Below are 16,923 nucleotides of genomic sequence, written 5' to 3'. Positions count from 1 at the left end.
TCTGTTCTCAGCCGTCCGGGAGTGCCCGGCCGGCATGCCGTTCCGGGTGTCCCGGGCCGGTGTTGCCGGCTACGCGGCTTCCGATCGCTTGCGCAGTTCCCGCACCACGTCATGGACCTCGGCATCCATGATGACCTTGCCGTGTTCCAGCAGGACACCGCGTTCACAGACGGTCGAGACCAGGTCCAGGTCGTGGCTGACCACAAAGAGGGTCTTGCCGGCGGCGGCCAGTTCCTTGATCTTCTTGATGCACTTGCGCTGGAACGGTTCGTCGCCCACGGCCAGGATCTCATCGATGAGGAAGATCTCCGGGTCGGTGTGCACGGCGATGGAGAAGGCCAGTTTCAGGTACATGCCCGAGGAGTAGAACTTCACCTCGGTGTCGATGAACTCGCCGATCTCCGAAAACTCCACGATGGAGTCAAACATGGTATCGATCTGCTTCTCGGTCATGCCGAGGATGGCGCCGTTGAGGTATACGTTGTCGCGGCCGCTCAGGTCGTGGTGGAAACCGGCGCCGACCTCGATCAGCCCGGCCACCCGGCCCCGGGTCTGGACGGTTCCGCCGTCGGGCTGCAGGACGCCGGAGATGAGCTTGAGCAGCGTGGACTTGCCGGAACCGTTCAGGCCCAGCAGGGCCACGGTCTCACCCTGGGCCACGTCCAGGGACACGTCCTGCAGCGCATCAAAGCGCTTGGAGAGATCCCCCTTGCGGCCCTTCACAAGCCACACGATGGACTCCTTCATGGACCGGGTGTTGCGCAGCACAAACACCTTGCGCAACTTCCGGCACGTGATGGCAATGTTGTCGGGAACGGTTTCGACGCTCATCTAAAGCTCCTGGGCGAAGTGGACGGCGAGGCGGCGGAACACGTACTGGCCAAGGAACAGCACGCCCAGGGACACCAGCAGCGACACCGGAAGCCACAGGGTGAGGAGATTGGGCGGCAGCTCCACCATGGCGGTCTGGCCGCCGTCGAGCGTGGGATACCAGAACGCCCAGTGGAAGATCTCCACGGCGACGGTCATGGGGTTCGCCTGGTACAGGAAGAACCACTGGCCCAGGGCGTCCCTGGCCATGGTCCACAGGTAGAGCACGGGCGAGGCCCAGGTGACCACCATGAGGATCATGTCCACAATGTTTTCAGAGTCGCGGAAGTAGACGTTGACGGCACCAAACAACAGGCCCAGCCCCATGGCCAGGATGGCCACCACAATAAACGCGGCCACCGCTGCCAGCAGCTGCAGTGCCGACGGCGCCCAGCCAACCAAAAGGGCAGCCCCGAGCAGGATCACCACCTGCGGCAGGAAGTGTGCGGCCGAGACCAGCACCGTGGCCACGGGGAACAGTTCCCGGGGCAGGTAGATCTTGCGGATCAGGTCCCGGTTGTCCACGATGGAGCGGGTTGAATTGCCCAGGGTTTCGGTGAAAAAGTTGACCAGCACGATGCCGGAAAACAAGTAGATGGCATAGTTCGGCGTGGCTTTTTGCAGGTTTAGGAAGATGCCCAGCGCCACGAAGTAAATCATGAACTGCATGAGCGGCTTCACATAGGACCACAGCAGCCCCAGCACGGAACCCCTGTAGCGGACCTTGATTTCCTTGCGGACCAGCAGCTTCAGCAGGAACCAGTTGGAATACAGGTCCAGCAGGCCGCGCCCGCTGCCGGGGATGGTCAATTCATTTTTGGCCGCTGCCATCTACTCGCCATCCACGGAGTGTGCGTCAAAGGTCTTCTTCCATGCCTCCATGGACGTAATCTCGGCCACCGAGTTCCGGTACCGTTCGGCCAGCTCGCCCCACTCGCGCGCCAGGCGCAGGTGCAGGCGGGCGGATTCGGCCAGCATGGAGCGCAGCAGCTTGGGGTCGCGGCGGTACCAGGACATGCCGGTGCCCTCGGCGTTGGTGACCACCACGGAGTCGTAGTGGGCCAGGCGGAACCAGCGGCTGTCGCGGTGCGCCAGCACGCCCTGCGGGCGCACGGCGGACTCCGGTGAGGGGGTCTTGACCAGCTGGCGGGAAACGGTCTTCACACCCCAGGACACCAGGTCCTTCTTCAGCGGCAGGCCCATGGGCGTGCCTCCCATGGGGCCGCGGCCCAGCATGGGTGCCGGGAAGTCGTCCACGTTTTCCTTCAGCTGCGCGTCGGCATACTGGGCGCGCAGGGCGTTGATCTCGGGCAGCTTCGTGGCGAGTACGCCGTGCAGCTGCTCCGGACCCTTGAAAATGTCCCGCAGCGCCTCGAGCCGGCCGTGCTCGGTGAAGTACTGCATGGAGACGAGGTGCTTGACGTCGGCCTGCACGGATTCGCGCAGCACGCGCCCGCCCTTGGGGTACGGGCTGTAGATCAAGGTGGTGATGAGGCGGTTGCGCTCGTGGAAGTACGACTGCCAGCCCACCATGTCATCCTTGTCCAGCCAGGAGACGTGCCAGACTGCAGCACCTGGCAGGGACACCGTGGCGTAGCCCGCAGCCCGCGCACGCAGGCCGTATTCGGCGTCGTCCCACTTGATGAACAACGGCAGGGAAAGGCCTATGTCCTTGATGACGGCGGTGGGGATCATGCACATCCACCATCCGTTGTAGTCGACGTCGACGCGGCGGTGCAGCCAGGACGTCTGGCGCAGGTTGGCCACGGAGAAGTCGTGGCGCATGTCCATGTCGGCGTGCGGGGTGGCGGGGACGATGCGGTGCGGGTCCACGACCTCGCCAAAAGTGTGCAGGACGCTGCGGTTGTGCAGGTCAAACATGTGCCCGCCCACAATGGTGGGCTTCTTGCAGTGGTCGGCAAAGGCGAGCATGCGCAGGATGCTCTCGGGCTCAACCACGACGTCGTCGTCAAGCAGGAGCGCATAGTCGCTGCCGTTTTCCACGGCCTCGTACATGCCGCGGGCGAAGCCGCCGGAGCCGCCCAGGTTGCCCTGGTCGATGACGCGCAGCTTGCCGCCCAGCGAGGCGCTGACCTCGGCGAAGCCCTCCTCGTCGCGGACCTTCTTGGTGCCCTGGTCCACGATCAGGATTTCCTGCACGTTTTCCAGCGCATCCGGGTTGGCGGCCAGGATGCGGGCGTTGTTCAGGCAGTAGTCGGGCTTGTTCATGGTGGTGATCTCAAGGGTCACCTTCCCGTGGGCCCGCTGTTCGGCACCCTCTGCCTCCTGCGCCGTCCACTGGGCTTCCACCAGGGTGAGCCCCTCGTGGCCGGCGGCCAGGTCGAACCAGTACCAGCCGCCGTCGCCAAACGGCACCAGGGTCAGGTCAAACACCGTGGTGGTCTCGCCGTTGACCAGGCTGGACTCCACGTGCTGGATGGAGCCGCGCGCGTTGGACTTGCTGACGGTGACGGTGCCGGCACCGGAGGTGGTGATCTCGAGCCGGACGGTGCGCACATCCGTCCAGCGCCGCCAGTAGCTGGCCGGGAAGGCGTTGAAGTAGGTGCCGTACGAGACCTGCTCGCCAGCCCGGATGCTCATGGAGCGGCGGGAGTGAATGTCGTCAAAGTGCACGGTGGGCCCGCCGGAGCTGAACAGGTGCAGCTTGTCCTCGGGAAGTTTCGGGGCGCGCGCCAGTTCGTCGTCCTCACGCAGCCGGATGCCGCTGGCGGAGCCGGCATCCACGTACAGGGGGACGGTGTCCACCTGGGCGTCCGTGGGCAGGATGACCCGCTGGAGGGTGCGCCGCTGCGCGGACCCGGGTGCCGCCGTCGTGCTATCCATCTTTTCAGCCACGCTCACGCGTCAACTCCTCCGCTTTGCAGCTTCGCACCGCCGGTGAAGTGCGGCCTGATCTTGTTGTCAAACATGCTCAATGCCGAACCGATGGCCATGTGCATGTCCAAATACTTGTAGGTGCCCAGGCGTCCGCCGAACAGAACGTCGGCCTCTCCGCGGGCCAGGTCGCGGTAGGCGAGCAGCTTGGAGCGGTCGTCGCTGGTGTTCACGGGGTAGTACGGCTCGTCGCCCTTCTCGGCGAAACGGCTGAACTCGCGCATGATGACCGTGGCGTCCTTGGTGTAGCTGCGCTCCGGGTGGAAGTGGCGGAACTCGTGGATGCGCGTGTACTTCTGCGCCTCATCCGGGTAGTTCATGACGGCACAGCCCTGGAAGTCCTCAATGGGAAGGACTTCCTGCTCGAGGTCAATGGTGCGCCAGGAAAGGTCGCCCTCTGCGTAGTCAAAGTAGCGGTCAACCGGGCCGGTGTAGATGACCGGCACCTGGCCCAGGACAGCCTTGCGGCCGTACACACCGTCGTCAAAGAAGTCGGTGTTCAGCACGACTTCAATGTTCGGGTGGTCGGCCATCCGCTCGATCCACGCCGTGTAGCCGTCCACCGGCAGGCCCTCGTAGGTGTCGGAGAAGTAGCGGTTGTCATAGTTGTAGCGCACCGGCAGGCGGGAGATGATCGACGCCGGCAGGTCCTTGGGGTCCGTCTGCCACTGCTTGCCCGTGTAGTGCTTGATGAAGGCCTCATACAGGGGGCGGCCAATCAGCTGGATGCCCTTGTCGTTGAGGTTGGACGGATCCGTTCCGGCCAGCTCGCCGGCCTGTTCCTGGATGAGCGCGCGGGCCTCGCCCGGCCCCATGGAGGAGCGGAAGAACTGGTTGATGGTGCCCAGGTTGATGGGCATCTGGTAGACCTCGCCGTTGTGGGAGGTGTACACCTTGTGCTGGTAGTTGGTGAACTGGGTAAAGCTGTTCACGTACTCCCACACGCGCTCGTTGGAGGTGTGGAACAGGTGCGCGCCGTAGCGGTGCACCTCGATGCCGGTCTGTGCCTCGTTTTCGCTGTAGGCATTGCCGCCGATGTGGTGGCGGCGGTCAAGGACAGCTACTTTCAACCCCAACTCGGTGGCTGCGCGTTCTGCGATGGTCAGGCCAAAAAAACCCGAACCGACGACGACCAGGTCAGCGTTCACAAACTCTCCCGTAATGCTTGGTGGCGATTTCCGGGCACAGCAGAGCCACGGACTATCTTCATAGGTTACCTGACCGTTATCCAAAGGCTGTGACCGGGTGGCATTCCTCACAGCACATTTCGGGGAGTTTGACAGCTTCATTCCTCCACAGGGGGTGCCGGGCGCCCCTTTGTTGACAATGCCCGACGCCGGAGGCCGCCGGAGCCGGTGCGGCGCCTAGGCTCGTGGGACGGATGGCAACGGTGCCGTTGGAGGGAGTTGCGGTGTTGCTGGAAATTGCGGTGGTGGCAGGACCGGGCGCGCACGGCGGTCCGGGTGCCCTTGCCGGGCTGCCGCCCATGGAGCTCAGCGTGGCCTGGCCGCCCGGCTCGGCACCGACCGGCAGCACCCTCGATGCGGCCCTCTCGCAGTACTGGGCGGGCGCCGCGTTCACGGTGGCCGGTGAGCTCCTGTCCACACTGCAGCCGGGCGTTCCTCCCCTGGTGGACGGGGCCGTGGTGGTGGCGTGGCCGGGAGGGGCACCCGCGGCCGGGGTTGCCGGGGCCGCCCCGGCGCAGGCTGCAGTTGCCGTGCTGGCCGTGTGTTCCGGGCCCGGGGCCGGGGCAGTGTTTGCCCTCCACCGCGGGAGCTATTCGCTGGGCCGCGGCCGGTGCCGCCTGCCTATCGCCGACCCCTCCCTCTCCCGCCACCACGGCACGCTCGTGGTCGGGTCCCACAGCATCACACTCACGGCGGTTCCCGGATCCAGCGGGTTCCGCCTCCTGCGCGGCCCCGGCGACAGTGGTTCCGGCGGCATTGGCCGCGGCGGAGTCCTCTCCCCTCGCCGCCGGCGCCGCAGGCGTGCCGCGGGTCCTGGGGCGGCGGCTGCGGGCCGGTTCCCGGTTGAGCTGGAGATTGGGCAGCGGGTGGCCTGCGGCAGCAGCACCTTTGAGCTGCGCTTCCAGGAACCGTCCCTCGGCGGGCAGGCATCGGTTTCCCGGGCGTCTGCGCCTGACGGGTCCCTTCCGGGCACAGGCTCCCTGCTCCTGGACGCTGCTGCGCTTGATCCCCTGGAGGTGCCCATTCCCGGCGGGAGCGGGCGCGGCCGGACCGCACTTATGGTTGCCGGATTCCTGCCGGTGGTGCTCGGCGTCGTCTTCGCCCTTACCACTGGCTCGTGGATGTTTCTGGCCTTCTCCGCCATGGGTGCCGCCACAGTGCTGGTGCCCCTTCTTGGTGGCTCGGCACGGCGGAAGGAACTGCGGCTGGCCGTGGCCGGCGCCGCCCGCCGCGATGCTGAAAGACTGGCTTCTGCCTTTCCCGACGCCGCTTCCCTGGCCGCGGCCGGCGGCATCCGCACGGGGCCCGCATCGCAGCCGCCGGGGAACGGGTTCGCTGTTCGGCTGGGCACCGCCCCCGGCCCCGCCGCACTCACGCTGGCCCCCGCCGACCCTTCATTCAAGCCGCCCACCGCCGAATCCCGCCCGGCATGCCTGCGGCTGGGCGGCGCCTTGCAGCAAGTGTGCGGGCCGGCATCCGTTGCGGCGCCCCTGCTGAACTATGTGTTGATTCAGCTCGATGCCGCCGGCGTCCCTGTTGTTGTCCTGGGTCCCACCGGTGACCTGCCCCTGGAAGCCAGGCTGCTGCCGCTGACCACCCTGGCCACATCCACCGGGGCCGCTCTGGCGGCGTTGGCAGCGGCCGTGCCGCACGCAGGTGCCGGCTTCCCGCCATCCGGGGCCTCGCAGGGGGCGTCAACCGCCGGTGTTCCGGGCACGTCCGTGGTGCTTGTTGTGCTGGGCGGCGACGTCGACCCGCGGCTGGCAGCCGTCCCGGGCGTGCAGGTGCTGCTGTTTTCCGAGGCGCCCTGTCCCGGCGCCGCGGCGGTCCTGCAGGTGTCGGGCAGCCGTGCCTCCGGCATCGTGGCCGGGGTGCCCTTCACACCCGACGGTGTGCCGGCCGCCGTCTTTGCTGCGCATGCCCGGCGCCGCGCCCTCCACGGCGCCCGGACAACAGACGGGCCCGGATCCCCGCAAGCTGCCGCCGCCGATTCCCTGGCCCCCAATGTATTGCCAACCCCGGGACTGGACATCGCAGACGTGTGGGAACAGTGGCATCGGGCCGCGGGACGGCCTCTCCAGCCTGTGCCGATTGGCCGTTCGGCGGACGGGCCGGTGCTTTTTGATTTCCTCCATGACGGCCCCCACCTGCTGCTGGGCGGCACCACCGGCTCGGGAAAGTCCGAGTTCCTGAGGACACTGGTGGGCTCGCTGGCTGTGGCCCACTCCCCCGCAGAGCTGCAATTTGTGTTCATCGATTTCAAGGGCGGCGCCGGACTTGGCGTGATGCGGAAACTGCCGCACACGTCCTCCCTCATTACCGACCTGGGCGGACACGGCATGGCCCGGACGATTGCCTCGCTGCGGGCCGAGCTGCACCGGAGGGAATCGGCCCTGGCGGAAGCGGAGGCTGCCGACAGCGACGAGTACCGCACCCGGCGCAGCGGCCCGTCCGGCAGCGGGGCCGCCGGGATGGCGCACCTGGTCATTGTGGTGGACGAATTCCGGGTGCTGGTGGACCAGTTTCCCGACACTTTGGCAGAACTGATGCGGATCGCCGCCGTGGGCAGGTCCCTGGGCATCCACCTGGTCATGGCGACACAGCGGCCCCAGGGCGCCCTCAACGCCGACATCCGCGCCAACGTTACGAGCTCGATCTGTCTTCGGGTGCAGTCGGCGTTTGATTCTGTGGATGTCATTGGTGACGGCGCCGCCGCCGAGATCAGCGTCGCCACGCCCGGGCGCGCCTACATCAGCCGCGCCGGCGGCACCCCGCAGGAGTTCCAGAGCGCCACGCTGCGCCTGCAAGGTGGAGGTGGTGACGGCATGCCCGTCGTCACCTTGGCGGCCGCCAGCCTTGGAAAGTCCGGGGAGCCTGCAGCCGGCGGCCGGCAAGGCAGCGACCCCGCCGGGGTGGCAGCCCTGCTTGCCCGTGCCTGGCGGGAGCACCTCGCCTCGGCCACGGGGGCAACAGCTGGCGCCGCGCCCGCGGTGGTCGCGCCGGACCTACCCGCCGAGGTCCCCCTCCTCGGCACAGACACCGCCGGCAGCAGCCCGGACGGCGCCGCCGGCCGCCAGTTCCTGCTGGGAACGGTTGACGTGCCGGAGGACCAGTCGCTGCAACCACTGCTGTGGCAGCCTTGCGTGCAGTCGCACTTGGCACTGTTCGGCACGGTGCAGGAAACCTCCAGCGCACTGGGGATGCTCGTCCACCAGTTGCTGGGCGCGGGATCCCCGCCGCCGGACGGCGATCCCCCGCCGGCCGTGTACCTGATGGACGGCGATGGGTCCCTGGCCGCGCAGGCCCGCAACCCGCGGGTCGGTGCCCACGTCACGCCGGGGCAACTGCGCACGGCAGGGCGCCTCATCGAACGCCTGCTGGAACACTCGCGCAGCACCGCTGCCCCCCTGGTGCTGTGCGTCAGCGACTGGGGCAGGTGGGTTGCCGCGCTTCGGAACAGCCCCTGGCATGCAGCCGAAGACGGCCTGGGCGAGCTGGTCCGCTTCAGCCCGCGCAACATGGTGGTGGCCGTGGGCGGCGGCCGGGAACTGCTCGCCGCCCCGTTTCTCGCCGCCGTCCCCAACCGGATGTACCTGACGCATGGCAGCCATGCCGAGTCCACGGCCCTGTGGCCCCGGCTGCCCGACTTCACGCCGCTGCCCGGGCGGGCGGCCCTCGCCGGGCCCATCAATGACTGTCACGGCACCGGCCACGGCGGCGGGCAGGTGCTCCATGTGGCACAGCTGGGGACTCCCCGGTTCCCGGAGGACGCCCGCGGCGGGGCGCGCGGTCCCGCGGACGACCCTGATGCCGTTGTTGCCATGGGCAGCCCTGCCGCCCCTGTCTTGCAGGTGCGGGACATCCCGGAACAGCTGTCAGGGGCCGGGCTGCTCCGGGCCGCCGCCGGCCGCGTGCCGGAGACGGCCTCCGGTACGGCAGCCGTGCACTTATTGCTGGGTCTTGGCGGCGACGGCATGGATCCGGTTGCGGCGGTGGTGTCCCCCGGATGTGTGCTGCCGGTCATCGGCGGCCCAGGGTCCGGCAAGAGCACCTTCCTGCAGGCCATGGAACAGACCCACAGGGAGCGTGCCGGCGCAGGCCCCGGCACAGACGGACCGGCAGCCGCCATCCGCTGGATTGACGACGCCGACCAGCTTCCGCCGCAGGAGTTGGCCGACGCGACGCTCAGCCTTGCAGCGGGCGGGATCATCGTGGCAGCGTTCGGCTATCCGGGCCCGGCCCTGTCCAGGCTCCCCATGGAATGGGGCCTGCGCACGGCCCAGCAGGGCGTGGTTGTGATGCCGCAGCGGCCCGGGGACGCCGAGATCTTTGGGGTGCGGCTCGAGACCATGGGCACCGAACCCCAGGGGCGGGCGGTCCTGCTGGAGCGGGGCCGCAGCCGATGGTTCCAGTTCGCGCACGACGGCGGTTCAGCCGCTGCGGGTGATGCCTAGTGGACGGAGCCTTCCGCCGTGGTGCGCTGCGAAAATGCCACGACCTTCGGTGTGAAGAGGTAGTACGCTGCCGCCAGCGGCGGCAGCAGAAGGGCCAGGCCCAGCAGCACGTTTCCTTCAAGCAGGGACGGCACGGCCATGGCCACCATGAGCAGCTGCCACACGAATGCGGCCGAGCGTGTCCACCGCATGCCCTTGAATGCGTTGACGGCAACCGCGGCCAGGCCGGCGCCCAGCCCCAGAAGCAGCACTATCAGGAAAACGGCACTGGCCAGCGAGAACATGGGCTGCGTCAGTGCCGCGTAGATCGCATAAATGCCCAGGCCGATCAGCGCCAGGGCCTCCAGGCCCACCACTGCCGAGACCACAAAGACACCTGCCGGACGGCCCGGCACGGCGTCCGGAACCGCAGCCCCGGGCAGTGCGGAGGCGTCGTCGGCGGGTACGTCGGAAGGGTTGCGGGGTTCTTTTTGCACAACTGCACCATATCCAATTTTGCCGGGAACGGGCCGTGTGCCGCTGGGGCATTGTGACGCATCGCTCACGGCTTTGCACCAATCTTTCCGCCCCAACCTCTTGTTTACACAGAGTTAACATGACACGCTTAACGCAATGACCTACCGGGCCCGCGTTACGGGCCCTTTCTTATGTGGCCTAACGTGAATTATTTCACAAGTTGCCTCCCGTTCTAAAAGGAGTGATGATCAGCATGGACTGGCGTAGTCGCGCAGCCTGCCTCGACAAGGACCCGGAATTGTTTTTCCCCGTCGGAAACACTGGCCCGGCCCTGCTGCAGATCGAGGAAGCAAAAAGCGTCTGCCGTCGCTGCCCCGTGATCGACACCTGCTTGAAGTGGGCCATTGAATCCGGACAGGACGCAGGCGTCTGGGGCGGCCTCAGCGAGGACGAACGCCGCGCCATGAAGCGCCGCGCAGCCCGCGCCCGCCGCGCCAGCTGATCTGCTTCATACTTAACTGACCCGCAGAAACACCGTCTTCACGGACAATCCGTGAATTTCGGGGTTTCGGCGGGTCAGTTTTTTAATGCCGGGCAATGAGGGCCATGTGGAGCGTGACCACGGTGCCGCCACCCTCGCGCGGCGACCATTCGATGCTGCCGCCCAGCTCGCTCGTGACCAGGGTCCGCACAATCTGCAGGCCCAGCCCCTCCGCGATGTGCCCCTGGGGCAGGCCCACGCCGTCGTCCGAGATGGAGACGGTCAGGGCATCGTCGCCTGAGCTGTTCTTGTAGCGCTTGGCAGTCAGCCCCACCGTCCCCTCACGGTCCTGCAGTCCGTGCTCGACGGCGTTGGTCACCAGTTCGTTGATGACCAGTGCCAGCGGGGTTGCGAAGTCGCTGGGCAGTTCCCCGAAGGCTCCCTCACGCTCGGTGCTGACCCGCTGCGACGGGGACGCCACCTCGGCCGAGAGCCGGAACTGCCGGTCGATCAGCTCGTCAAAGTCAACATTTTGAGCCAGGCCCTGGGACAGTGTCTCGTGGACCAGGGCAATGGTGGCCACGCGCCGCATGGCCTGTTCCAGCCCCTGCTTGCCTTCCTCGCTGTGCATGCGCCGCGACTGCATGCGCAGCAGTGCCGCCACCGTTTGCAGGTTGTTCTTGACCCGGTGGTGGATCTCGCGGATCGTGGCATCCTTGGTGACCAGTTCCTGTTCCCGGCGGCGCAGCTCGGACACGTCGCGGCACAGCACCAGCGCGCCGAAGCGTTCAGTGCCGTCGCGCAGCGGGATGGCGCGCAGCGACAGGCTGACGCCGCGGGACTCAATCTCGGTGCGCCACGGCATGCGTCCCGTGACCACCAGCGGCAGGGATTCGTCCACCATGCGCCGGTCCTTGAGCAGGCCCGTGGTGACCTCGGCCAGCGAGCGGCCCTCGAGGGATTCGCCGTCGCCCAGGCGGCGGAAGGCGGAGACGCCGTTGGGGCTGGCGTACTGCACAATCCCGTCAACATCAAGGCGCAGCAGCCCGTCACCGACGCGGGGGGCGCCCCTGCGTGAGCCGGTGGGCGAGGCAAAGTCGGGCCAGAGGCCCAGTGTCCCCATTTTCAGCAGGTCGTAGGCGCACTGGCGGTACGTCAGCTCCAGCCGGGACGGCATGCGGGAGCTGGACAGGTCCATGTGGGTGGTGATCACGGCCAGTGTGCGGCCGTTGCGGACCATGGGGATCGCCTCGACCCGCATGGCCACGTCCGAGTTCCAGATCTTGGTCTCGTTGGACCGCTCGATCTTCTGGTTGGCCCAGGCGGCGCCCACCAGCGGAGCCAGCTCCGGGGAGATGGCGTCGCCCACGAAGTCGGCGTGGAACAGGGTGTGTGAGGTGGAGGGCCGCACGTGGGCCAGGGCGACATACCCCCGCTCGTCCTCGGCAGGGAACCACAGGACCAGGTCTGCAAAGGCGAGATCGGCAATCATCTGCCAGTCCCCCACCAAAAGGTGCAGCCATTCGGCGTCGCCGGGGCCAAGGCCCGAGCTTTCCCTGATCATGTCGGCAAAAATTGCCATGCAGGCTCCTTAGAAGAGGTGGCGGCACCCGCCGGGGCGGGTGCCGCTCAAACAGTTGCAACCGCGCGGTTGCAACGGCACAGGGTGCGGCGGGTTAGCGCCGCACGATTGAACGCAGGAGCCTCAATGCTACCGACAAGGATGCCATGTCGTCTTGTTCAAGCTCGTTGACCTCGGCAAACATGCGCACCGCACGGTCCAGCTGGTCGCGGTTCTGGCCTTCCCAGGCCTCAATCCGCTCCATGCCGGGCGTGCCTGCCCCGGTGCTGTCCATGACGTTTCGTGTCATGTCCGCAACCGTGGCGTAGAGGTCGTCGCGCAGCGCGGCACGGGCCAGGGCCTGCCACCGGTCGTTGCGCGGCAGCCCCGTGATCCGTTCCAGGAGCGTGTCAACGCCGTAGCGGTTGTAGATGGCGTAGTACACCCCTGCCACGTCGTCGAGGGGCTCGTCCAGGGTTTCGTTGACTTTCGCCACGTCCAGCAGCGGGAAGGTTTCAAAGAGCTCGGCCCAGCGCCGGCCCAGGGCGGGCGGCATGTTGTACGAGTTGGCCTCGGCGTACCAGGCGGCGACGCGCTGCACGTCCTGGCCCTGGAAGAAGTCGCCCATGTGACCGGACAGCGAGGAGACCACCGGCCTGAAGCGGTTGACCACGTCTTCGATTCCCTGGGTGCCCATGCCTTCGTTGATGAGCCAGCGGACGGCCCGGTCCAGGAGCCGGCGCATGTCCAGGTTGACGGCGCACCACTGCTCGGTGGGGAAGCTTGGCGGCAGTTCACGCAGCGCCGCCGTCATGGAGCCAAAGTCGAAGATCTCATGCAGCGCCACGAAAGCCTTGGCCACCACCACCTCGCCCGCCGAGGATTCCTCCATGGCGCGGAAGGCGAAGGTGATGCCGCCCAGGTTGACCATGTCGTTGGCAACGACTGTGGCAATGATTTCCTTGCGCAGCGGGTGGGTGTCCAGCTCGGCATCGAAGCGCTGGGCGACTTCCGTGGGGAAGTATCGCCGCAGCGTGCCCTTGAACCAGGGGTCGTCGGCGAGGTCGCTGGCGCTCAGCGCCGCGGCCAGTTCCATCTTGGCGTAGGCCAGCAGGACGGCCAGTTCCGGTGATGTGAGCCCCTGCCCGGTGGCCAGGCGCTGGGCCAGTTCCTCGTTGTTGGGCAGCGCCTCCAGTTCCCGGTCCAGGTCGGCGTGCTCTTCGAGCCAGTCCATGAAGCGTTCATAGCTGGGGCTCCATTCGACGGCGCGCTGGCGGTCGTTGAGCAGCAGGATGTTCTGCTCAATGTTGTCTTCCAGGACCAGCTGCCCGATCTCGTCGGTCATGGACATAAGGAAGTCGGTGCGCTCGGTCGTTTTGAGCTTCCCGGCGGCAACCATCCGGTCAACGAAGATCTTGATATTGACTTCATGGTCGGAGCAGTCCACGCCTGCCGAGTTGTCGATGGCGTCCGTGTTCAGGATGACCCCGTGCAGGGCCGCCTCGACGCGCCCGCGCTGGGTCATGCCGAGGTTTCCGCCCTCACCGATGATCTTCACGCGCAGGTCTGCACCGTCCACCCTGATGGCGTCGTTGGCCTTGTCGCCCACCGAGGCGTTGGTCTCGGTGCTGGCCTTGATGTAGGTGCCGATGCCGCCGTTGTAGAGCAGGTCGGCCGGGGCCAGTAGGACCGCGCGGAGCAGTTCCGGCGGGCTGAGCCTCTCGGTCCCCTCCGGCAGGCCGAGGACGGCCCGCACCTGGGGGGTGATGGGGATCGACTTCAGGGAGCGCGAGTACACGCCGCCGCCTTCGCTGATCAAGTCCTTGTTGTAGTCGGCCCATGAGGACCGCGGGAGGTCGTACAGTCGCTGGCGCTCGTCAAAGGCCACACCGGGAACCGGGTTTGGGTCAAGGAAGATGTCCCGGTGGTCGAAGGCGGCGACCAGGCGCACATGGCGGGTGCGCAGCAGGCCGTTGCCAAACACGTCACCCGACATGTCCCCGACGCCAACCGCCGAGAACTCCTGGGTCTGCGTGTCGACGTCGAACTCGCTGAAGTGGCGCTTGACGGACTCCCAGGCGCCGCGGGCCGTGATGCCCATGGCCTTGTGGTCATAGCCCACCGAGCCACCGGAGGCGAAGGCGTCACCCAGCCAGAAGCCGTACTCCGCGGAGATGGCGTTGGCGGTGTCGGAGAAGGATGCGGTGCCCTTGTCTGCTGCCACCACCATGTAGCTGTCGTCGCCGTCGTGGCGGACGACGCCGGCCGGCGGCACCACGATCTCCCCTTCGGGGGTGGCGACGAGGTTGTCGGTCACGTCCAGCAGGCCCCGGATGAAGGTCTTGTAGCTTTCGCGGCCCTCCTCGATCCAGGCGCCGCGGTCAACGGCCGGGTTGGGCAGTTGCTTGGCGAAGAAACCGCCCTTGGCACCGGTGGGCACGATGACGGCGTTCTTGACGGTCTGGGCCTTGACCAGGCCCAGCACCTCGGTGCGGAAATCCTCACGGCGGTCCGACCAGCGCAGACCGCCGCGGGCCACCTTGCCAAAGCGCAGGTGTGTGCCCTCGACGCGCGGGGAGTAGACCCAGATTTCAAACATGGGTCTGGGTGCCGGCAGGCCGGCGATCGAGGCCGGGTCCAGCTTGAAGCTGAGGTAGTCGTGGCCCTGGTAGTAGTTGGTGCGCAGGGTGGCATCCACCAGGTTGGTGAAGGTGCGCAGTATCCTGTCGGCATCGAGCGTGGGCACGTTTTCCAGTGCGGCGTTGAGGCGTTCGTGCACCTCGGCTTGCATCCCCTCGCGGACGCCCTCGGCCACGGCCGGGCTGAAGCGGGCCTCAAAGAGTTCCACCAGCCCGCGGGTTACGGCCACGTTGTGCAGCAGCGTCTCGGCAATGAAGCCGAAGGAGTTGGTGTTGCCCATCTGGCGCATGTACTTGGCGTAGGCGCGCAGGATCACGATCTGCCGTGCGTGCATGCCCTCGCTGAGCACCAGGCGGTCAAAGTTGTCGGACTCGCTGAGTCCGGTGATGGCGGCGCCAAACGCCTCGGTGAGCAGCTCCGCCGTCGCCAGGGGGTCCACGCCGGCGGGGTATTTCAGGCCGAGGTCGTACAGGAAGAAGTCGCGCTTGTCCGCGGTTTCGATCTCGAAGGGACGCTCGTCCAGGACCTCGATGCCGAGGTTGTGGAAGAACGGCAGGATCTTGCTCAGGCTCTCCGGGTGGGCCATGTACAGCTTGACGCGGGCGTCCTCTTCCAGGGCGTCCCCCACACCTTCGGGCACGTACACCTGCATGCCGGGGGCGCACTGTTCGGGGCCGAGCCCCGAGGACAGCGTCTGCTTGTAGGCGGCGTCGAAGTCCTCGAAGCGGCGGATGTCGCCCAGCGCATCCTCAACCTCGAAGTCCACCCGGTAGCCGGCCGGGAACGCTTCGGCCCATTTGGCCACCAGCCGTTCGGCCTGCTCGCGGGGCATGGAGTCGCGCAGCACCTTCTCGATCCCTTCCGGCCACGACCGTGCGGCCCGGACCAGCCGGTCCTGCAGCTCGGCGGCGTGGAGGTCGGCGGGAACGATGTAATCCTTGGGCAGCCGGATGCGGAAGAACAGGCGGGCCAGCGCAGATTCGCTCATGCGCGCCTCAAAGTCGATGGAGACGGCACTGAACGTGCGGGTCAGCTCCTCCTCGATGCGGTGCCGCACGGCCGTGGTGTACCGGTCGCGGGGGATGTAGACCAGGGCCGACATGAAGCGGCCGTAGATGTCGGGGCGCAGGAACAGCCGGGTCCGGCGGCGCTCGGCCAGCCTGAGGATGCCGCTGGCGATCTCGATGAGGTCGGCAACCTCGATCTGGAACAGTTCGTCGCGCGGGTACGTCTCAAGCACGGCGAAGAGGTCCTTGCCCGAGTGCGAGTTGGGCGGGAAGCCGAAGTGGCGCAGGACCGCATCAACTTTCTCGCGCACCACGGGGATGTTGCGCACGGAACCGGTGTACACCGCGGAGGAGAACAGGCCGATGAAGCGCTGCTCACCGTTGACGTTGCCCTGGGAATCGAAGGACTTGACGCCGATGTAGTCCAGATAGGCTCCACGGTGCACGGTGGAGCGGGAGTTGGCCTTGGTGATGACCAAGACGCGTTTTTCCCGGGCCTTCTTGCGGCCCGTGCTGGTCAGGTGCTGGACGGTGGGGTGGTTTGAGCCGTCGCGGAGCAGGCCGAGCCCGCTGCCTTCACGGTTGACGAGGACGTCCTCGCCGTCGCGCTTGTCAAGGTCGTACTCGCGGTAGCCGAGGAAGGTGAAGTTGTCCGCTTCCATCCAGTGCAGCAGGTCTTCGGCCTCGCGCAGGTCAACGAGGTCCTCCCCCGCCAGGACGGTGGCCAGGATCTCGGCCCGGCTCAGTGCCTTTTCACGCATTGCCGGCCAGTCTTCCACCGCAGCGCGCACGTTGCCCAGGACCCGTGCCAGCCCTGTGAGGAGCTCGTCCTTCGCGGCGTCGTTGATGCGGGGAATTTCAATGGCGATCCAGGACTCGAGGCAGGACTTGTTGTCGCCGTCGCCGAGCAGGTGGGCGATGTTGGGCATGGCCGAGGTGTCGCCGCTGGCCACACCGGCATGCGAGGGAACCTTTGTCACGGAGGTCAGCACGTTCGTGGACTTGTCGCGGGACACCACAAAGACGGGGTGGGTGACGAGGTGGATGGCCAGGTTCTGCCGCACCAGTTCGGCGCTGACAGAGTCAACGAGGAACGGCATGTCGTCGGTGATGATGTACACGACGCTGGCATCGGGCTCGTCCAGCACTTCCATGCGGGCCTGGCCCGGGGTGCGGTGTTCGGCAAGTTTTTGGTGCGCAAACGCCCGGGACTTCAGCAGAGCGGAATCGTAGCTCGCTGCGTCTTCTTCGGATAATTGCACAAAGTAGTCATCCAGAAATGACTGGCCGCCAAACCGGGCTTGATCCTGCTCAGGCTCGTGGGTGGGTGTGTGCGATGACATGAATTAGCGCCTCCGTCAAAGAGTTAAGA

9 protein-coding genes are annotated in these 16,923 nt (G+C 66.8%); 2 read left to right on the top strand and 7 right to left on the bottom strand.

Annotated elements, in window-relative coordinates; all coding sequences use genetic code 11:
• Nucleotides 1–69 precede the first annotated feature (69 nt).
• Genes JOF48_RS12685 through glf form a run of 4 tightly spaced genes read right to left on the bottom strand, consistent with a single transcriptional unit; the run spans nucleotide 70 to nucleotide 4,913 of the window.
• Nucleotides 70–831 (bottom strand): ABC transporter ATP-binding protein, encoded by a 762-nt coding sequence (locus JOF48_RS12685; protein WP_209681223.1) that lies wholly within the window; start codon nucleotides 829–831, stop codon nucleotides 70–72.
• Entirely contained in the window at nucleotides 832–1,701 is an 870-nt protein-coding gene (locus JOF48_RS12680) for an ABC transporter permease (protein WP_209681214.1), read from the bottom strand.
• The gene (locus tag JOF48_RS12675; RefSeq protein WP_209684518.1) at nucleotides 1,702–3,714 is read right to left on the bottom strand and encodes a glycosyltransferase; all 2,013 of its coding nucleotides are present in this window, start codon (nucleotides 3,712–3,714) and stop codon (nucleotides 1,702–1,704) included. It abuts the gene before it with no gap.
• 14 nt (nucleotides 3,715–3,728) lie between these two features.
• Nucleotides 3,729–4,913, bottom strand: coding sequence for a UDP-galactopyranose mutase (gene glf, locus JOF48_RS12670; RefSeq protein WP_209681212.1), 1,185 nt, complete (start codon nucleotides 4,911–4,913; stop codon nucleotides 3,729–3,731).
• A gap of 263 nt (nucleotides 4,914–5,176) precedes the next feature.
• Between glf and JOF48_RS12665 the strand changes: the two genes are divergently transcribed.
• Nucleotides 5,177–9,406 (top strand): FtsK/SpoIIIE domain-containing protein, encoded by a 4,230-nt coding sequence (locus JOF48_RS12665; protein WP_209681210.1) that lies wholly within the window; start codon nucleotides 5,177–5,179, stop codon nucleotides 9,404–9,406.
• On the opposite strand, the gene JOF48_RS12660 is transcribed toward JOF48_RS12665, so the two are convergent.
• Complete coding sequence (locus tag JOF48_RS12660; RefSeq protein WP_209681205.1) at nucleotides 9,403–9,882, bottom strand: hypothetical protein; 480 nt, start codon at nucleotides 9,880–9,882, stop codon at nucleotides 9,403–9,405. The genes JOF48_RS12665 and JOF48_RS12660 overlap by 4 nt on opposite strands.
• Nucleotides 9,883–10,115: 233 nt before the next feature.
• On the opposite strand from JOF48_RS12660, the gene JOF48_RS12655 reads away from it, so the two are divergent.
• Nucleotides 10,116–10,364, top strand: coding sequence for a WhiB family transcriptional regulator (locus tag JOF48_RS12655; protein WP_038469266.1), 249 nt, complete (start codon nucleotides 10,116–10,118; stop codon nucleotides 10,362–10,364).
• Nucleotides 10,365–10,446: 82 nt separating this feature from the next.
• Here the strand turns inward: JOF48_RS12655 and JOF48_RS12650 are convergent, their stop codons facing one another.
• Both JOF48_RS12650 and JOF48_RS12645 read right to left on the bottom strand, forming a co-directional pair.
• A complete protein-coding gene (locus JOF48_RS12650) occupies nucleotides 10,447–11,925 on the bottom strand; it encodes a sensor histidine kinase (RefSeq protein ID WP_209681204.1) in 1,479 nt (492 codons plus the stop codon).
• 94 nt (nucleotides 11,926–12,019) lie between these two features.
• Nucleotides 12,020–16,894 (bottom strand): NAD-glutamate dehydrogenase, encoded by a 4,875-nt coding sequence (locus tag JOF48_RS12645; RefSeq protein ID WP_209681203.1) that lies wholly within the window; start codon nucleotides 16,892–16,894, stop codon nucleotides 12,020–12,022.
• Nucleotides 16,895–16,923: the final 29 nt, after the last annotated feature.

The sequence above is a fragment of the Arthrobacter stackebrandtii genome (assembly GCF_017876675.1).
Classification (GTDB): Bacteria; Actinomycetota; Actinomycetes; order Actinomycetales; family Micrococcaceae; genus Specibacter; species Specibacter stackebrandtii.
The sequence above is the reverse complement of the archived record's forward strand: the minus strand, read 5'-3'. Positions and strand labels throughout refer to the sequence as shown.